Source organism: Streptomyces sp. JH002, from assembly GCF_050916115.1.
GTDB lineage: Bacteria > Actinomycetota > Actinomycetes > Streptomycetales > Streptomycetaceae > Streptomyces > Streptomyces xiamenensis.
The window spans coordinates 189,310-205,184 of the sequence record NZ_CP087989.1 but is presented as its reverse complement, the minus strand read 5'-3'; the positions used below and the strand labels follow the sequence as shown (position 1 = coordinate 205,184).

Here is a 15,875-nt window from a genome sequence, read left to right as displayed (position 1 = left end):
ACTGGCGCGTCACGGGGTTCGGGGCCGTGGGAGACCCAGATCCACGGGTAGCTTAGGGAGTCGTGCGGCGTCGGCTTGCTTGGCCCGTAGAAAGGTCAGGGTCATGTCGATGCCGTCGATCTCCCCGAGCCATCCCTCATCCTCAGCACGCTGTCGTCGTAGGAGAAGATCCTTCTCCAGTTCGGCCAGTCGTGTGAGCATTTTCGGGTTGACCTGGAGCATCGGGCAGCGGATACAGGCGTGCTCGTGTTGGCAGGGGGTGCCGTAAGGGCGGCGGCAGGAGCCGAGTTCGACCTTGCGACGGTCGAAGTGCTCCTCGAACTCGGTCCATTCGTCGGAGGCGGCGTCTCGGTACTCGCCTTCGGGCCGGATCTGGCGCCGGTGTGCCAGATGCTCCCGGTAGTGCCGGATTACGTCCTCGTCGAACACCGCGACGTAGCCACGAGTGGTCTGGACGTTCAGGTGTCCGAGCAGCGCCGCACCGATGTGGATCGGCAGGCCGCTGTTGACGAGTTCGGTGATGAAGATCCGCCGGAAGTCGTGCGGGGTGAACTTCAGCCCCTTGAAGCCGGGGTGTACTTCGGCGATGGCGAGGCAGCGCCGCTCCAGCATCTTCTGGATCGTGCCGGGGTTGAAGATCGCGGGAACTGTGCCGTTCTGCCGTTGGAACAGGAACGGCATCGGAGGGCTCCAGAGCTTGTCGTGCGGATCATAGCGCGTCACCCGTGGGATTGGCCGGCCGGTGCGGGCATGGCGACGAATGATCGAGGCGATCACGTGGAAGAGCTCGGCGGACATTGGGATAACGCGCTCGCGGTCGGTCTTGGATGGCGCGATGACCAGGAGCGCGATGACTTCGCCGTTGGGCCGCAGGTACTGCCGGATGCTGAGGTGGGTCAGCTCGCACATCTCCTCGATGCGCACGCCGGAGTGCCGCAGCGTCTCCACCGCCGCCCAGTCCCAGAACGCGGCTTCCTCCTCGGCGGCGATGTGGACCATCTCGCCGCTGTCGTTGTTCCGCAGACGGGCTGGAACGGGTGAGCCGTGACGGCTGAGCTTGCGATCAGATTTGCTCAGCACCCGGGTGTAGCTGGTGCCGGAGAAGGTGAATGTCTCTCCTTCGCCCTTCTCCTCGGCGAGTTGGAGGAGCTGACGGGAGAGATCGTAGCGGGACTCCACGTGCGCGACGAGTACAGGTAGCAGGGGCTGGCGCTGGCGGGTGCGGTCGGCACTGCGCTCGTTGATCCGCCGACGGCGTGCCCCCAGCCCGTGGAGGTCAGACGGAGGGACCGGGCAAGGGGCGACCCAGGTAGCCCACCGTTCGGGCTCCTGAGCCGCCCAGGTGTGCAGGTCGTAGTAGAAGCTGCGAACCGAGATGACCAGCCCGTCGGCCCCGGCGCGCGGAGCGCCGTTGTCCTTGACTGCGATCATCTTTCGCCAGGCGGCGTAGGTCTCCGGGGAGATGCGCAGGTCAGCTTGGTCGGGGCTGATCCGCTCGATCTTCTCCCAGAAGTGGTGAGCCAGGTGGAGGACCAGGTTCTTCAGGGTGCCGTAGTCGGTGTCCGCGCGGCGGCGGGTGAAGTACTCGATCAACAGCCCGCGGACGGCCTGGTTGCGGATCGGGTAGTGATCGACGAGTTCCTCGACGCTCTTCTGGCCCCGCATGAGAGCGGCGCGCATGGTTGGCGGAACGGTCGGCGGCAGGTGGCCCACAGCGTGCAGGACATGCCATACGCCTTGACCGCGGAGCCGGTTCCCGGCCTTGTTCCCCGGGTTCACGAGCGCCCACGCGCGCCGGTTCTCCTGCGCGAAGTGCAGCAGCGCGGGCGCCGTTACATCGCTCAGTGTGACGCCCTGGGAGGCCAGCAGCACGCAGAGGTCGTACAACGCCTCGGTGCGGTGCGCGTAGGAGTGCTGGTGGACCTTGACTTGCTCGACGAAGTCGTCCAGCAGCGGGTCGTCCTGGGCGTCGATGAACATCGTTGCGAAGCTGGACATGTGGTGACGCCGGAAGACGACCAGGGATGGCTTGATGATCCGCAGGCAGATCAGAGCCCGTAGGCCGGTGGACAGCTTGATGCTGGGGCTGCGCCGGCACTCCAGGTCGTTCACGTGCTCCAGCCCCTGGCCGACCGGGCTGGCGTCCCACCGCTCCTGCCAGGTCAGGCCGGGGTGGCCGGTGAGGTAGTCCAGGAGGGCGCGGGCAGCCATGCCGCGCTGCTGCCGAGTGGACATGCCTCCCTCCCAGGTCTCGACGACCAGCTTCGCGATCGACAGTGCGCTGGTGGTGGAGAGGTCACCGAACGGGCGGGGCGGCGCGGCCGCGGTGGCTGGCTGCGGAGCCATCGAGCCGCCGATGAATCGGCTGGGATAGTCGAGGCCCTCGGGGATCGGGCCGTGCCGACGGCTGACGCCGGTAGTGGGGCTCCCGGCGGTCTTAGGCACCGAACACCGCCGCGATGTCGTCGGCGGAGTAGCCGGCCGGGTAACTCGTCTGCGGCCGGGGCTGGTTGTAGTGCTCCAGGAGCGCGTCGAAGATCTCCTCGACCCGCACCGTCAGATAGCGACTGGTGGTCTGGATGTTCGCGTGCCGGAGCACGGTCTGGACCTCGGGCAGCGTGAGCTTGCCTCCATTGGCCATCCGGTGGGCTGCCGTGTGACGAAGATCGTGCAAGGTCCAGTTGGTGCCGAGGTTCTCCTGGGCCCGCTGCACCACCCGCCGCATCGCCCAGTAGGTCAGCGGGCGGTCCTGCCCGTGCCGAGTCCGCCAGACGGGTTCGCCGGCCTGCGGTGTACCGGTGCTGTCGAGGTAGCGAGCGAGCCGGACACAGGCTTCCGGCGAGATTGGAACGAGTTCGCGCTCGCGGGTGCCCTTGGAGATGACGTAGAGGCCCGGCTTGGCCCAGTGAATATCGTCCGTACCGACACCGAGCAGTTCCTCTGCACGGGCGCCGCTAGTGACGTAGCAGTCGAGCAGGGCCCGATCCCGCTCGCATCCCATCGCGGTGAACAGCTCGTCCCACAAGAGGTCGGGAATGGATCGCGGGGCCGGTGTGCGACCTTCTGCCGCAACCTGGACCGACCCAGAACTGGCTTGGTCTCCAGCGGACTTAGGTGACTCAACGCCCGGCGCTGTGGCGGCGAAACGGGCACGGGGTTCACCACCGGACCACGCCCGTAGTGCGCATGGAACGTGTAGAAGCCGCTCACCACGGACAGCGCATGGTTGATCGTCGTCGGGGCGTATCCGGGGCTGAGATACGGCTTGCCGGTCCGCGGATTGACCGTCCCCGGGGGCGGCGACTGAGGGTTGCGTCGACGACGCTGAGGATTCGGTGCCGTACGCAGCCAGCCGGTCAGGACAGCCGTTTCCGCCTCGGTTGCCCGTTCCCAGGCGACATCGAGAAGCCACAGCAGACGGAACCACCGCAGCATCCCGAACCCGTAGCTACGGGCCGTCAACGGACTGCTGTCACTCAGCGCCAGGGCACGGAGGTACGCGGTGACGGGCTCCACCTTGTGCCCGATGCCGTTGACGACGGTGTACGGGGGGTGGGCCTCACCGGTATCCACGACGGCTCCAGCGCGGGGCAGCTGGGCCCGACCCTCCATCAATTCATGGCGCAGATCCACTTCACTCTCCTTGATCGCGGTGTTGGTCACCGCGATCAACGAGGAAGGGAGGTGCAGATAACTGTGCACTACCCACGAGTGAGGACGACGTCATGGACGCCCGGTTCAACCTGTTCGACAACGAGATCGCGCTCAAGTTCGCCAAGCGGTTCGCCAACGCCGCCCTGATCATCCAGCAGTCGCCGCTGCCGCACTCCCTCCAGGAGCTGGTCTCGCTGCGCGCCAGCCAGATCAACGGCTGCGGCCACTGCGTCGACATGCATGTGAAGGAGGCGGCCGCCGCCGGTGAGAGCGCGGTGCGGCTGCACCTGGTGGCCGCCTGGCGCGAGTCCACCGTGTTCACCGAGGCGGAGCGCGCCGCTCTGGCGCTGACCGAGGAGGGCACCCGGCTCGCCGATGCCCACGAGGGGGTCAGCGACGCGACCTGGGCCCGGGCGCGTGAGCACTTCGACGACGACCGGATCGGCGCGCTGGTCTGTCTGATCGCCATGATCAACGCGGCCAACCGGCTCGCGGTGATCACGCACCAGAAGGGCGGCGGGTACGAGGCGGGTCAGTTCGCCGCGGCACTCGACTGACCGGCGTCCGGGCCCTGTCGGGCGGGTCCGTCCGGCCGCCGGCGAACCGGCCCGGGACCGCGTGGTCCCGGGCCGGTTCGTGTACGAACGGGCGGGCCGGGAAATGGCCCGTGCTGCGCGAACCGTTGACATGAGGCAGTTGTCAACTCAGTCTGGTTACGGCCGGGTTACTGCAACCGGTTGCACCATCGTGGGTTCACATGCCGACGACCTCACGAGGGCTCGCTGGCCCTCGGAACGTTCCCCCACCGGCTGAGAGGACTCCTCATGTCGCGCACCTTACGCACCACCCGCACCACCGTCAGGGCCGGCGTCGCCCTGGCCGGCGGACTCGCCCTGCTGGCCGGCGCGCTGACCGCCGTCTCCCACGCGGGCACCGCCGAGCGGACCCCGGACACCGTGCCCGGCACCTTCGCGGCGGACCCGTTCGCCGACGCCCCCATCGGCTACGCGGCCGAGGCCGGTGGCACCACCGGCGGCGGGGGCGGAAGCACCGTCGCCGAACACCTGCTCAGCGAGTACGCGGACAGCAGCGGGCTCAGCCCCTCCGAGGCGCTGTACCAGCTGCTGAAGGCCCACCAGAAGAGCGAGGAGGAGGGGCTGATCGTCCATGTCGACCTCTCCCTCGGCCAGGAGGGTCTGAAGGAGAGCAAGATCGACATCAAGGACGTCGAGAACGTCTCGATCCTCGGCGTCGGCGACGCGGGCGAGCTGGACGGGGTCGGCTTCAAGGTCACCCGCTCGCAGAACATCATCATCCGCAACCTCGCCATCCACCACGTCTCCGAGGGCGAGGGGGACGCGATCGAGGTGACCGACAACAGCTCGCACGTGTGGATCGACCACAACGACCTGTCCAGCGAACGGGACAACGAGCCCGACAAGGACCACTACGACGGTCTCGTCGACATCAAGCGCAACAGTGAGTACATCACCGTCTCGTGGAACAACATCCACGACCACTGGAAGACCTCACTGATCGGCCACAACGACAGCGCCGACCAGGCCCCCGACAAGATCACTTACCACAACAACGCCTTCACCTCGCTCAACTCCCGGGTGCCGCTGATCCGCCACGCCGACGTGCACATGCTCAACAACGTGTTCACCGACATCAACGGGTCGGCCATCAACGCCCGGATGGGCGCGCGGGTGCTGGTCGAGGGCAACTGGTTCGAGAACGTCGGCTCCGGTGAGGTCGATTCGCACGCCGGGTACATCGAGGGCCCGGTCGGCTGGTTCTACGGCAGCTCCGAGACCGGCTACTGGAACCTGAAGGACAACACCTTCATCGACAGCCCTCACGAACACCTGGAGTCCACCACGGACTTCACCGTCCCCTACAGCTACCGGGCGGACACCCCGGCCGCCGCCAAGCAGGCGGTCGAACAGTACGCGGGCACCGGCGTCATCGACGTCAATCCCTGATTCCTGCGAACGGTTGCAGTCATCAGGGGCCTGTGTGCCGCGCTCGGCCGGCCGTGCTGGAGGGGCCACTCCGGTACGGTCGGCCGCGACACACCGCGCCACGGGAACAGGAGCCGACATGGCGGAAGCGACCGAGGAGAGCGACGTGACCGCGGGCCCGCTGACCGCCCGCCTCCCCCTGCTCGCCCCCGGCGCCGGTCCTCGGCTGACCGCCGCACTGCGCGGCGCCCCGCGCCGGATCCCGGCGCCGCCCGTCACCGACCGCGCCGTGTGGGACGCCGTGGACCACCCCACTCGCGACGCCCTGCTGCGCCGCGCCGCAGCCGAACACACCCGCCCCGCCCCCGTCCTGCGCGCCTCGGACTGGGCGCGCACCTTCCGCGACGGCGTCCGTACCGCCTACGAGGACCAGGCCCGCGCCCTGCGCCTGCGCACCACGCTGTTCGTCCTCGCCGCCGTCCTCACCGGGGAGAGCGCCGCCGCCAGCGCGCCGCAGGGTGACACCCCGAACCTGGACGCCGCCGTCGACGGCCTGATCGCCCTGTGCGAGGCCACCACCTGGTGCTGGGCCCCGCACGACGGCCACACCGCCGCCCGTGGCGAGGTGCTGCCCGACCCCGACCAGCCCTACCTCGACCTCGGCGCCGCCGAGGTCGCCACCCTCCTCGCCTGGGCCGACCACGCCCTGGGCCCGCACCTGGACCAGCGGGCCCCCGGGGTACGCCGCAGGCTGCGCCGCGAGGTCGACCTGCGCGTTCTCACCCCCTTCACCACCCGCCGCGACTGGCCCTGGATCGGCATCGACCGGCCCGCCGACAACTGGAACCCCTGGATCCACAGCGCCGTCACCGCCGCCGCGCTGCTGCTCTGCGAGGAGGAACCGGAGCGCGCCGCCACCCTGGTGCGGCTCACCGCCGAAGGGCTCGACCGCTTCCTCGTCACCGTCCCGGACGACGGCGGCATCGACGAGGGCGTCGCCTACTGGTGGCACGGCGCCGGGCGGCTGCTGGAGACCCTCGACCTGCTCGCCGCCGTCTGCGGCCCCGGACTCGACGCCCGCGACCTGCCCGTGCTGCGCCGGCTCGCCCGCTTCCCGCACCGGATGCACCTGGGCGGCGCCCGGTACGTCAACGCCGGGGACGCCGCAGCCCGGCTGCCCGGCACCCTGCCCTGGCAGGTGCTGCACCGCTGGGGCACGGTGCTGGAGGAGCCGGCCGTACGCGATCACGCGGCTGCCCGTGGCCGGGCCGAGATCCCCGCCGCGCACCCGGAGGCGGGTCTTGGCAGCGCGCTGACCGCGCTGGCCGACCCGCACTGGCGCGCCGCCCGCGCGCGACAGGCCCCGGGCGGGCGCAGCTGGCTGACGGCGGGGGAGTGGCTCCCGCGTACCCAGGTGCTGCTGGCCCGCGAACGGCCCGGTACCACCGCCGGACTGACGGTCGCGGCCAAGGCCGGGCACAACGCCGAACGCCACAACCACCTTGACGTCGGCTCCTACTGGATCGCCCTCGACGGGGCCCCGCTGGTCATCGACCTGGGCCAGCCCACGTACACGGCGGACAGCTTCGGCCCGCACCGCTACCGCGCCTGGCCGCTGATCAGCGCCTGGCACAACCTCCCCGCCCCGGGCGGCGAGGGACAGCTGCCGGGCCCCGACCGGGCCGCCCGCCGGGTGCGCGCGGAACTCACCGCGGAAGGCGCGGAGTTCCACGCCGACCTCACCGCCGCCTACCGCGACGGGCTGATCGGCGAGCTGACCCGCACCATCCGGCTGGTACGGACCGCGCCGCGGCCGCACATCACCGTCACCGACCGCTGGTCACCTGCGGGCGGGCCGGTGCTGCTGCGGCACATCCTGACGGGCGAGGTCACCCTGGGCGGCGCGGGCGAGGCCACCGTCCGGACGGCGGGCGGCCGGGAGCTGCGCATCGGCTGGGACCCGCGCGACGCCGAGGCCGCCCTGGACCACCGGGAGCTGACGGACCCGCTGCTGCGCGGCTCCTGGGGTGACCGGCTGACCCGCCTCACCCTGACGGTACGCGGCACGGGGACGGCGACCGTCCGCTTCGAGCGGGCGCACTGACCGGTCGACGCGCCGCGGGGAGCGGACCGGGGCAGCCGCGGCCCGCGCGCGCGTCGCCGCCGCCCGATGTCACCCCCCGGGCCGTCCCTCACCGGCCGGCCACCCCGCGATCGCAGGGTGGCCGGTCCGGGTCAGCGCGGCGCGGCCAGCACCTCGGCCAGGGTGTCCAGCGCCCCGGTCAGTTCGTCCTCCTCGATGGTCAGCGGCGGTGCGACGCGGATCGTCGAGCCGTGGGTGTCCTTCACCAGCAGGCCCCGCTCCATCAGCCGTTCGCTCAGCTCGCGCCCGGTGCCGATCTCCGGGTCGATGTCGATCCCGGCCCACAGTCCCCGGCTGCGGTGCCGCAGCACCCCGTGCCCGGTCAGCCGGTCCAGGCCCGCCGCCAGCACCTTGCCGAGCCGCTCGGCCCGCGCCTGGAACTCCCCGGTGGCCAGCAGCTCCACGACCGCCGAACCGACGGCCGCCGACAGCGGATTGCCGCCGAAGGTCGATCCGTGCTCGCCCGGGCGCAGCACCCCCATCACCTCCCGGGTGCCGACCACCGCGGAGACCGGGACCAGACCGCCGCCCAGCGCCTTGCCCAGCAGCAGCAGGTCGGGGCGTACCGCCTCGTGGTCCAGGGCCAGGGTGCGCCCGGTGCGCCCCAGGCCCGACTGGATCTCGTCGGCGATGAACAGCACCCCGGCCCGTGCGGTCGCCGCGCGCACCCCGCGCAGGTAGCCGTCGTCCGGGATGACGACGCCCGCCTCGCCCTGGATGGGCTCGATCAGCACGGCCGCCGTGTCGGCGTCGATCGCCGTCTCCAGCGCCGGCAGATCGTTGAAGGGCACCACCGTGAACCCCGGGGCGTACGGGCCGAAGCCCTCCCGCGCCACCGGATCGCTGGAGAAGCCGACGACGGTGGTCGTGCGGCCGTGGAAGTTGTTGGCGGCCACCACGATCCGGGCCCGGTCCCGCGCCACGCCCTTGACCTCGTACGCCCATTTGCGGGCGATCTTGATGGCGCTCTCCACCGCCTCCGCGCCGGTGTTCATCGGCAGGGTGACCTGGAGTCCGGTCAGTTCGGCGAGGCCGGCGGCGAACGGTGCCAGCCGGTCGTTGTGGAAGGCGCGGGAGGTGAGGGTGAGGGTGTCCAGCTGGCGGTGGGCCGCGGCGACCAGCGCGGGGTGCCGGTGCCCGAAGTTGAGCGCGGAGTAGCCGGACAACAGATCCAGGTAGCGCCTGCCGCGGGTGTCCTCCACCCAGGAGCCCTCGCCGCGGGCGATGACCACGGGCAGCGGGCGGTAGTTGCGGGCCACCAGCCGCTCCTCGGCGGCGATGGCGGTCGCCGGGTCGACGGCGTCGTCGGTGATCGGGGAGGTGGTCATGGGTGTCGGATCTCCTGTGTGCAGCACTTGATGCCGCCGCCGGCCTTCAGCAGCTCGGAGGTGTCGACCGGTACGGGGGTGTAGCCCCGTTCGGTCAGCCGGTCGATGAGCCCGGTGGCTCCGGGGGAGATGAGGACATGGTGTCCGTCGGAGACCGAGTTGAGGCCGAAGGCCATCGCGTCGGCGCGGGTGGCGATCAGCGCGTCGGGGTAGCGGCGGCGGAGTGCGGCGCGGCTGCCCGGGGAGAACGCCTCCGGGTAATAGGCGATGGTGGTGTCGTCCAGCGCGAAGAGCGCGGTGTCGAGGTGGTAGAAGAGCGGATCCACCAGCCGCAGACTGATGACGGCGCTGCCGAAATACTCTTGTGCGGCGATATGCGCGCCGGTGGAGGTGCGGAATCCGTACCCGGCGAGAATGTCTCCGCCGACCGGCACCAGATCGCCCTCTCCTTCGCACACGTCTTCGGGTTCCACGACGGGAAAGCCGTTTTCCTTGAACCAGCGGGTGAATTCGGCCGCCTCCGGCTGCCGCTGCGCGGCGCGGAACCGTGAGCCGAGCACCTTGCCGTCCAGGACCAGCGCCCCGTTGGCGGCGAACACCATGTCGGGCAGGCCGGGTACCGGCTCCAGCAGCTCCACCGTGTGGCCGAGCTCCCGGTAGGTGCGCACCAAGGTGTGCCACTGTTCGAGAGCCTGCTCCCGGTCCACCCGGGAATCTTGTCGCATCCACGGATTAATGGCGTACGCCAGCTCGAAATAGCGTGGCTCGCACAGCAGATATCGGCGTTCTCGGCCGACCGTGACAGGCGCCATCGAGGCACTTTTCCTTTCGCCGGAGAAGACGACTCCACGCTAAGGACAAAAGCACCGCACGGACAAGCGTCAATCCTTGCACGCCGTGCGCACAACGTTGCGTGTCAGCCCGGCTCCGCGGCGTTTTCCACCGCCCGGCTCAGCAGCGGGCGCAGCGCCGTGCCGCCACCGCCGCCGGGCAGCAACTGGGTGAGGACGACGCGGCTGTCCGTGCGCCGCACGAACGGCTCGGCCCTGATCCGCTCCAGCACCCGCTCGAAGTGCTCGATGCCCCGCGCCCTGATGTGCAGCAGCGCGTCCGCGTCCCCGGTGACGGTCATCGCCGCCACGATCTCGGGATGGTTGCGCGCCACCTCCGACATCCGGCTCGGCGGCGCCGCGCTGTCGCAGTACACCTCGACGTACGCCTCCATGCCCCAGCCCATCGCGTCCGCCCGGACGGTGGTGGTGAAGCCCGTGATCACCCCGGTGGCGCGCAACCGGTCCACCCGGCGCTTGACGGCGGGCGCGGAGAGCCCCACGCGTTGGCCGATGTGTACGAAGCTCGCCCGGGCGTTGGCGGTCAGCAACGCCAGAATGGTGCGGTCCAGCTCATCGACGACCGGCGGCAGATGCGTCATGGGGCGGCTCCGGTTCTCGTGATGCCTCACGGCGGGAACGGTGGTTCACCGCCAATGATCACCGCTTGGGGCGCCCCTGCGCACCGTCCAGTGCCCGGCGGACCGCCCGGCCGTAGCGGCGCGCGATCCACCGCTGTGCCGCGCGTCCCAGTGGTCCCGCCGCCCGCGCGTACCAGGCGGCCGGCCGGCTCAGCGCCCGTACGGTGAAGGTGACGGCGCCGTCGGCCGACCGCTCGACGACGAACGCCTCCTCACCGCACTGCGGATGCCCCGGCAGGGTGCCGTAGGCGAACCCGATCCGGTCCCGCTCGTGCACCGTCCACACCACCTCGCACGGGGCGCGCAGCGGCCCCACGCCGACCGTCACCCGGACCCCGGGGGCGGCGAACGGTGCCTTCGTGCGCACGGTGAACCCGGCGCCGCGGTGCGCGCCCCAGTGCAGTACGGCCGCGCCGGCGGCTTCCAGGGCGGCCGGGTCGTGGCCGAGCGGGGTCCGCGCCACCAGCTCCCGGAAACCGTCCGGCGCGGGACCGTCGTTCCGGGTCATCCCGGGGGTGGGGTAACTGAGCGTCATCCGGCGGAGTATAGGGAACGGACCCTGTCACAGGGGCCCTTGACGCGTTCATGGCTTGCCTCTAGTCTCTTCAGTCTCCTCTTGAATCGATTCATGCGGAGAAGGGAGTGCCGTGCCCGGTCCCACCGAAGCCCCGCCCCCAGCCCTGCGACTGCGCGGCGTCGCCAAATCCTTCGGCGCCGTGACCGCCGTCCGCGACGTATCCCTGGACCTGCGTCCCGGCCGTGTGCACGCCCTCGCCGGTGAGAACGGCGCCGGAAAATCCACCCTGGTCCGCATGCTGGCCGGCGCCCACCGCCCCGACCGGGGCACCGTGGAACTCGACGGCCGGCCCACCGTCCTGCGCGACCCGGCCGCCGCCCGCGCCGCCGGCATCGCCGTCATCCACCAGGAACCCACCCTCTTCCCCGACCTCTCCCTGGCCGAGAACCTCTACATGAGCCGTCAGCCCACCGGCCGGCTCGGACGCATCGACCACCGCGCCCTGCGCGCCGCCACCGCCGCCCAACTCGCCCGGCTCGGCGTCGCCCTCGACCCCGACCGGCCCGCCCGCGGCCTGTCCATCGCCGAACAGCAACTCGTCGAGATCGCCCGCGCGCTCTCCCTGGACGCCCGGATCTTCGTCATGGACGAGCCCACCGCCGCCCTGTCGGGCACCGAGGTCGAGCACCTGTTCACCGTGGTGCGCGGACTGTGCGCACGCGGCGCCGCCGTCCTGTTCATCTCGCACCGCTTCGAGGAGATCTTCGCCCTCGCCGACGACATCACCGTGCTCCGCGACGGACAGTGGGTCTCCACCGACCCCGCCCACCGCCTCACCCCCGACACCGTGGTGCGCCGCATGGTCGGCCGGGACATCGGCGCCCTCTTCCCCAAGACGCCGACCGCCCCGGGCGAGACCGTGCTCGCCGTCGAGGGCCTCACCCGGCACGGCGCCTTCACGGACATCTCCTTCACCGTCCGGCGCGGCGAGATCCTGGCCCTCGCCGGCCTGGTGGGCGCCGGCCGCAGCGAGGTGGTGCGCGCCGTCTTCGGCGTCGACCGGTACGACGCCGGCACCGTCACCGTGGCCGGGAAGGTCCTGCGCCCGGGGTCCCCGGCCGCCGCCATGGCCGCCGGACTCGCCCTCGTCCCCGAGGACCGCCGCCAGCAGGGCCTGGTCCTCGATCTGTCCATCGAACGCAACACCGCGCTCACCCGGCTGCGCCGCCTCGCCCGCCGCGGCATCCTCACCACCCGCCGCGAACGCGCCGAGGCGCTGCGCTGGAGCGAACGGTTACGCGTGCGGCACAGCGGTACGCACGCCCCGGCCGGCACCCTCTCCGGCGGCAACCAGCAGAAGATCGTGCTGGCCAAATGGCTGGCCACCGCACCCGCCGTCCTCATCCTCGACGAACCCACCCGCGGCATCGACGTGGGTACCAAGGCCGAGGTGCACCGGATGATGTCCGAACTGGCCGACCGGGGCATGGCCATCGTGATGGTCTCCTCCGAACTCCCCGAGGTCCTCGCCATGGCCGACCGCATCCTGGTGCTCCACGAGGGCCGCGTCACCGCCACTCTCCCCGGCCCCACCGCCACCGCCGAATCCGTCATGGCCGCCGCCACCGGCACCCCGGGGGAGGGACCGTGAGCCGAGCCCACCCCCGCGAACTGGGCGTGCTGGCCGCCCTGGTGCTGCTGGTCGCCGTCACCGCCGCCGCCAACTCCCGCTTCCTGTCCGGTCAGAGCGTCCGCGACCTGCTGCTGTCCGCCGCGGTCCTCACCGTCCTCGCGGCCGGCCAGACCATCGTCGTGCTCACCCGCAACATCGACCTGTCCGTCGGCTCCGTGCTGGGTCTGTCCGCCTTCGGCACCGCCGACCTGCTCTCCGCCGCCCCCGGCACCCCGCTGCCGCTGGCCGCCCTCGCCGGGATCGCCGTCGGGGCGCTGTGCGGGGCCCTCAACGGCGCCCTGATCAGCTACGGCGGCGTCCCCGCCCTCGTCATCACCCTCGGCACGCTGTACGTCTTCCGGGGCATCGCGCACTCCTGGGCGGCCGGCCGGCAGATCAACGCCGCCGACCTGCCCCGCCCGTTCCTGGACCTGGGCACCGCCACCGTCGCCGGCATCCCCGTCCTGGCCCTGCTCGCCACCGCCGTGGTGCTGGCCGTCGCCGGGTGGCTGCACAGCTACCGCAGCGGACGTGAGCTGTACGCGATCGGCTCCGAGCCGGCCGCCGCCGCACGCGCCGGCATCCCGGCCGGCCGCCGGGTCCGTACCGCCTTCCTGCTCAGCGGCTCGCTCGCCGGGCTCGCCGGAGTGCTGTACGCCGCCCGCTACGGCACCGTCGACGCCACCGCCGGGCAGGGCCTGGAACTCCAGGTGGTCGCCGCCGTCGTGGTCGGCGGCGTCGCCATCTTCGGAGGCAGCGGCACCGTGCTCGGCGCCGCCCTCGGCGCGCTCCTGCTCACCTGCATCGGCAGCTCGCTGGCCGTGCTGCGGGTGGACCCGTTCTGGCAGCAGGCCGTCGTCGGCGCCCTGATCCTGGCCGCCATCGGACTCGACCGGCTGCTGACCGCGCGGCTCGCGGCCCGCGCTGCCCGTACCGCGGGCGCCGCCCGTTCCGCTCCGGAGGTGTCCCGTGGCAGCTGAACCCCGCTCGGCGATCCCGGGTGCCCTGCGCCGCTGGGACACCGCCCTGATCGCCACCCTCCTGCTGGTGACCCTCGCCGCCGCCCTGCTCGTCGACGGCTTCGCCACCGGCCGCAACTCCCAGTTCCTGCTGCTGGACGCCGTCGCCGTCGGCCTGGTCGCCCTCCCGGTCACCCTGATCATCGTCACCGGCGAGATCGATCTGTCGGTGGCCAGCACCCTGGGCCTGTGCAGCGCAGTGATGGGCCAGCTGTGGCTGTCCGGCTGGCCGCTGGAACTGGTGGTCCTCGCCGTCGTCGCGCTCGGCGCGGTGCTCGGCGCCGTCAACGGCCTGTTCGTCACCGGCTTCGGGCTCCCGGCGCTCGCCGTCACCATCGGCACCCTCGCCGCCTACCGGGGCCTGGCGTTCGTGGTACTCGGCGACCGCGCCGTCGCCGACTTCCCCCGACAGTGGACGGACGCGGCCGGCGGTACGGCGCTGGCCGGCGCGATCCCCGCCGCCATGCTGCTCACCGCGCTCGCCGCGGCCGGCTGCGCGGTGCTGCTGCACGCCACCCCCCTGGGCCGGGCCCTGTTCGCCATCGGCAACAACGCCGAGGCCGCCCGCTTCTCCGGCATCGCCGTGGCCAGGACCAAGTTCTGGCTCTTCGTCGGCTGCGGCGCCGTCTCGGGGCTGGCCGGGGTGTTCTGGACGCTGCGCTACGCCAGCGCCCGGGCCGACAACGGCCAGGGCCTGGAACTCGCCGTGGTCGCCGCCGTCCTGCTGGGCGGGGTGTCCATCTTCGGTGGCCGCGGCACCCTCGCCGGGGTGTGCGCCGGGGTGCTGCTGCTCGTCACCCTGCGCAACGCCCTCCAGCTCGCCGACGTGCCCGCCGACACGCTCGACATCGTGACCGGCTCCCTGCTGATCGTCTCGGTGATCGCCCCCCGGGCGCTCTCCGGACTGCGGCAGCGCCGGCGTTCCCGCGCCACCCGCACCTGACGCCCGCCCGACGCCCGGCGACCCCGACACCGGAGCGCGAAGAGACGAAGGGAACCGGACATGCCCGTACCCACCCGCCGGTCACTCACCGGTACGGCGGCCACCGCCCTCACGGCGCTGCTGCTGCTCACCGCCTGCTCGGGAACCACCCGCGGCGGCGACGACGGCACTCCCGAGCCGGGCGGCGCGGCCGCGCCCACCGGGAGCGCCGACCCCGACGCGCCCCTGGCCGAGGGCCTGGCGGTGGCGTTCCTCCCCAAGCAGGTCAACAACCCCTACTTCACGGTGGCCAGGGGCGGCGGTGAGCGTGCCGTCGCCGAGTTCGGCGGCTCCTTCAAGGAGGTCGGACCCTCGGAGGCCAGCGCCTCCTCGCAGGTGAGCTACGTCAACACGCTCACCCAGCAGGGCACCGACGTGATCGCCATCTCCGCCAACGACCCGGGCGCCGTGTGCGGGGCGCTGAACAGCGCCCGGGACGCCGGGGCGCGGGTGGTGACCTTCGACTCCGACGCGCGCGCCGAGTGCCGCGACGTCTTCATCAACCAGGCCACCGCCGAGGACGTCGCGCGCACCCAGATCGAGCTGATCGCCGAACAGATCGGCGGTGCCGGGCAGATCGCCATCCTGTCGGCCACCCCCAACGCCACCAACCAGAACACCTGGATCGCGCTGATGGAGGAGGAACTGGAGCGCCCCGAGTACGCGGACATCGAGATCGTCGCGGTGGCGTACGGCAACGACGAGGACGAGAAGTCCTTCCAGGAGACCCAGGGGCTGCTGCGCGCCCACCCGGACCTGGCCGGCATCATCTCGCCCACCACGGTCGGACTCGCCGCGGCGGGACGCTACCTGTCCGGCTCCGAGTACCGCGGGCAGGTCGCGCTGACCGGCCTGGGCACCCCCAACCAGATGCGGGAGTTCGTGCACGACGGCACGGTGGCGTCCTTCGCCCTGTGGAACCCGTCCGACCTGGGCTATCTGGCCGCCTACGCGGGCGCCGCGCTGGCCTCGGGACAGCTCACCGGCGCGCCGGGCGAGACCTTCACGGCCGGGGAACTGGGCGAGTTCACCATCGGCGCGGACGGGGTGATCGCGCTGGGGCCGCCCACGGTCTTCGACGCCGCCAACGTGGACGACTTCGACTTCTGACGGCGGGCCGGTGGG

General features: G+C 71.7%; 13 protein-coding genes. 7 read left to right on the top strand and 6 right to left on the bottom strand.

All coding sequences use genetic code 11. The annotated features are described in order from the left end of the window. Nucleotides 1-9: 9 nt before the first annotated feature. On the bottom strand, nt 10-2,445 hold the full coding sequence (locus H7827_RS00880; protein ID WP_432741795.1) for a tyrosine-type recombinase/integrase: 2,436 nt from the start codon (nt 2,443-2,445) through the stop codon (nt 10-12). After that, nucleotides 2,438-3,025 carry a tyrosine-type recombinase/integrase gene (locus H7827_RS00875; protein WP_432741793.1) on the bottom strand — a complete coding sequence of 196 codons (588 nt, stop codon included), beginning with the start codon at nt 3,023-3,025 and terminating at the stop codon, nt 2,438-2,440. Before H7827_RS00875 ends, H7827_RS00880 begins: the two co-directional genes overlap by 8 nt. 700 nt (nt 3,026-3,725) lie before the next feature. Here H7827_RS00875 and H7827_RS00870 point away from each other — a divergent pair. The 3 genes from H7827_RS00870 (at nt 3,726) to H7827_RS00860 (ending at nt 7,722) form a co-directional block, all read left to right on the top strand. Continuing rightward, entirely contained in the window at nt 3,726-4,211 is a 486-nt protein-coding gene (locus H7827_RS00870; protein ID WP_200362455.1) for a carboxymuconolactone decarboxylase family protein, read from the top strand. 267 nt (nt 4,212-4,478) lie between these two features. Continuing rightward, nucleotides 4,479-5,639: a pectate lyase family protein gene (locus H7827_RS00865; RefSeq protein ID WP_432741790.1), complete on the top strand. Its 1,161-nt coding sequence runs from the start codon at nt 4,479-4,481 to the stop codon at nt 5,637-5,639. A 118-nt stretch (nt 5,640-5,757) separates the two neighbouring features. Further along, nucleotides 5,758-7,722: a heparinase II/III domain-containing protein gene (locus H7827_RS00860; RefSeq protein ID WP_432741788.1), complete on the top strand. Its 1,965-nt coding sequence runs from the start codon at nt 5,758-5,760 to the stop codon at nt 7,720-7,722. A 131-nt stretch (nt 7,723-7,853) separates the two neighbouring features. Here H7827_RS00860 and rocD read toward each other — a convergent pair whose 3' ends face one another. The 4 genes from rocD to H7827_RS00840 all read right to left on the bottom strand — a co-directional run bounded on the left by rocD (nt 7,854) and on the right by H7827_RS00840 (nt 11,095). Then, nucleotides 7,854-9,089, bottom strand: a complete 1,236-nt coding sequence (gene rocD / locus H7827_RS00855) for an ornithine--oxo-acid transaminase (protein WP_432741786.1) — start codon at nt 9,087-9,089, stop codon at nt 7,854-7,856. Continuing rightward, nucleotides 9,086-9,901 carry a dimethylargininase gene (ddaH, locus tag H7827_RS00850; protein WP_432741784.1) on the bottom strand — a complete coding sequence of 272 codons (816 nt, stop codon included), beginning with the start codon at nt 9,899-9,901 and terminating at the stop codon, nt 9,086-9,088. Before ddaH ends, rocD begins: the two co-directional genes overlap by 4 nt. Before the next feature lie 104 nt (nt 9,902-10,005). Continuing rightward, nucleotides 10,006-10,521 carry an Lrp/AsnC family transcriptional regulator gene (locus H7827_RS00845; RefSeq protein ID WP_432741782.1) on the bottom strand — a complete coding sequence of 172 codons (516 nt, stop codon included), beginning with the start codon at nt 10,519-10,521 and terminating at the stop codon, nt 10,006-10,008. Between the two features lie 58 nt (nt 10,522-10,579). Further along, the gene (locus H7827_RS00840) at nt 10,580-11,095 is read right to left on the bottom strand and encodes a DUF1990 family protein (protein ID WP_386539065.1); all 516 of its coding nucleotides are present in this window, start codon (nt 11,093-11,095) and stop codon (nt 10,580-10,582) included. Between the two features lie 112 nt (nt 11,096-11,207). Here H7827_RS00840 and H7827_RS00835 point away from each other — a divergent pair, with 112 nt between their 5' ends. Genes H7827_RS00835 through rhaS form a run of 4 tightly spaced genes read left to right on the top strand, consistent with a single transcriptional unit; the run spans nt 11,208 to nt 15,860 of the window. After that, on the top strand, nt 11,208-12,728 hold the full coding sequence (locus H7827_RS00835; RefSeq protein WP_432741780.1) for a sugar ABC transporter ATP-binding protein: 1,521 nt from the start codon (nt 11,208-11,210) through the stop codon (nt 12,726-12,728). Continuing rightward, nucleotides 12,725-13,729, top strand: a complete 1,005-nt coding sequence (locus H7827_RS00830) for an ABC transporter permease (RefSeq protein WP_432741778.1) — start codon at nt 12,725-12,727, stop codon at nt 13,727-13,729. Before H7827_RS00835 ends, H7827_RS00830 begins: the two co-directional genes overlap by 4 nt. Next, nucleotides 13,719-14,711 (top strand): ABC transporter permease, encoded by a 993-nt coding sequence (locus tag H7827_RS00825; protein WP_432741776.1) that lies wholly within the window; start codon nt 13,719-13,721, stop codon nt 14,709-14,711. Before H7827_RS00830 ends, H7827_RS00825 begins: the two co-directional genes overlap by 11 nt. Nucleotides 14,712-14,771: 60 nt before the next feature. Next, entirely contained in the window at nt 14,772-15,860 is a 1,089-nt protein-coding gene (rhaS, locus tag H7827_RS00820) for a rhamnose ABC transporter substrate-binding protein (protein WP_432741774.1), read from the top strand. The last annotated feature ends 15 nt before the right edge of the window (nt 15,861-15,875 follow it).

What these genes read in the sequence shown, in the direction of transcription:
- rocD (WP_432741786.1), bottom strand. Translation starts at nt 9,089, where the DNA reads ATGACCACCTCCCCGATCACCGACGACGCCGTCGACCCGGCGACCGCC.
- H7827_RS00870 (WP_200362455.1), top strand. Translation starts at nt 3,726, where the DNA reads ATGGACGCCCGGTTCAACCTGTTCGACAACGAGATCGCGCTCAAGTTC.
- H7827_RS00840 (WP_386539065.1), bottom strand. Translation starts at nt 11,095, where the DNA reads ATGACGCTCAGTTACCCCACCCCCGGGATGACCCGGAACGACGGTCCC.
- H7827_RS00845 (WP_432741782.1), bottom strand. Translation starts at nt 10,521, where the DNA reads ATGACGCATCTGCCGCCGGTCGTCGATGAGCTGGACCGCACCATTCTG.
- ddaH (WP_432741784.1), bottom strand. Translation starts at nt 9,901, where the DNA reads ATGGCGCCTGTCACGGTCGGCCGAGAACGCCGATATCTGCTGTGCGAG.
- H7827_RS00860 (WP_432741788.1), top strand. Translation starts at nt 5,758, where the DNA reads ATGGCGGAAGCGACCGAGGAGAGCGACGTGACCGCGGGCCCGCTGACC.
- rhaS (WP_432741774.1), top strand. Translation starts at nt 14,772, where the DNA reads ATGCCCGTACCCACCCGCCGGTCACTCACCGGTACGGCGGCCACCGCC.
- H7827_RS00865 (WP_432741790.1), top strand. Translation starts at nt 4,479, where the DNA reads ATGTCGCGCACCTTACGCACCACCCGCACCACCGTCAGGGCCGGCGTC.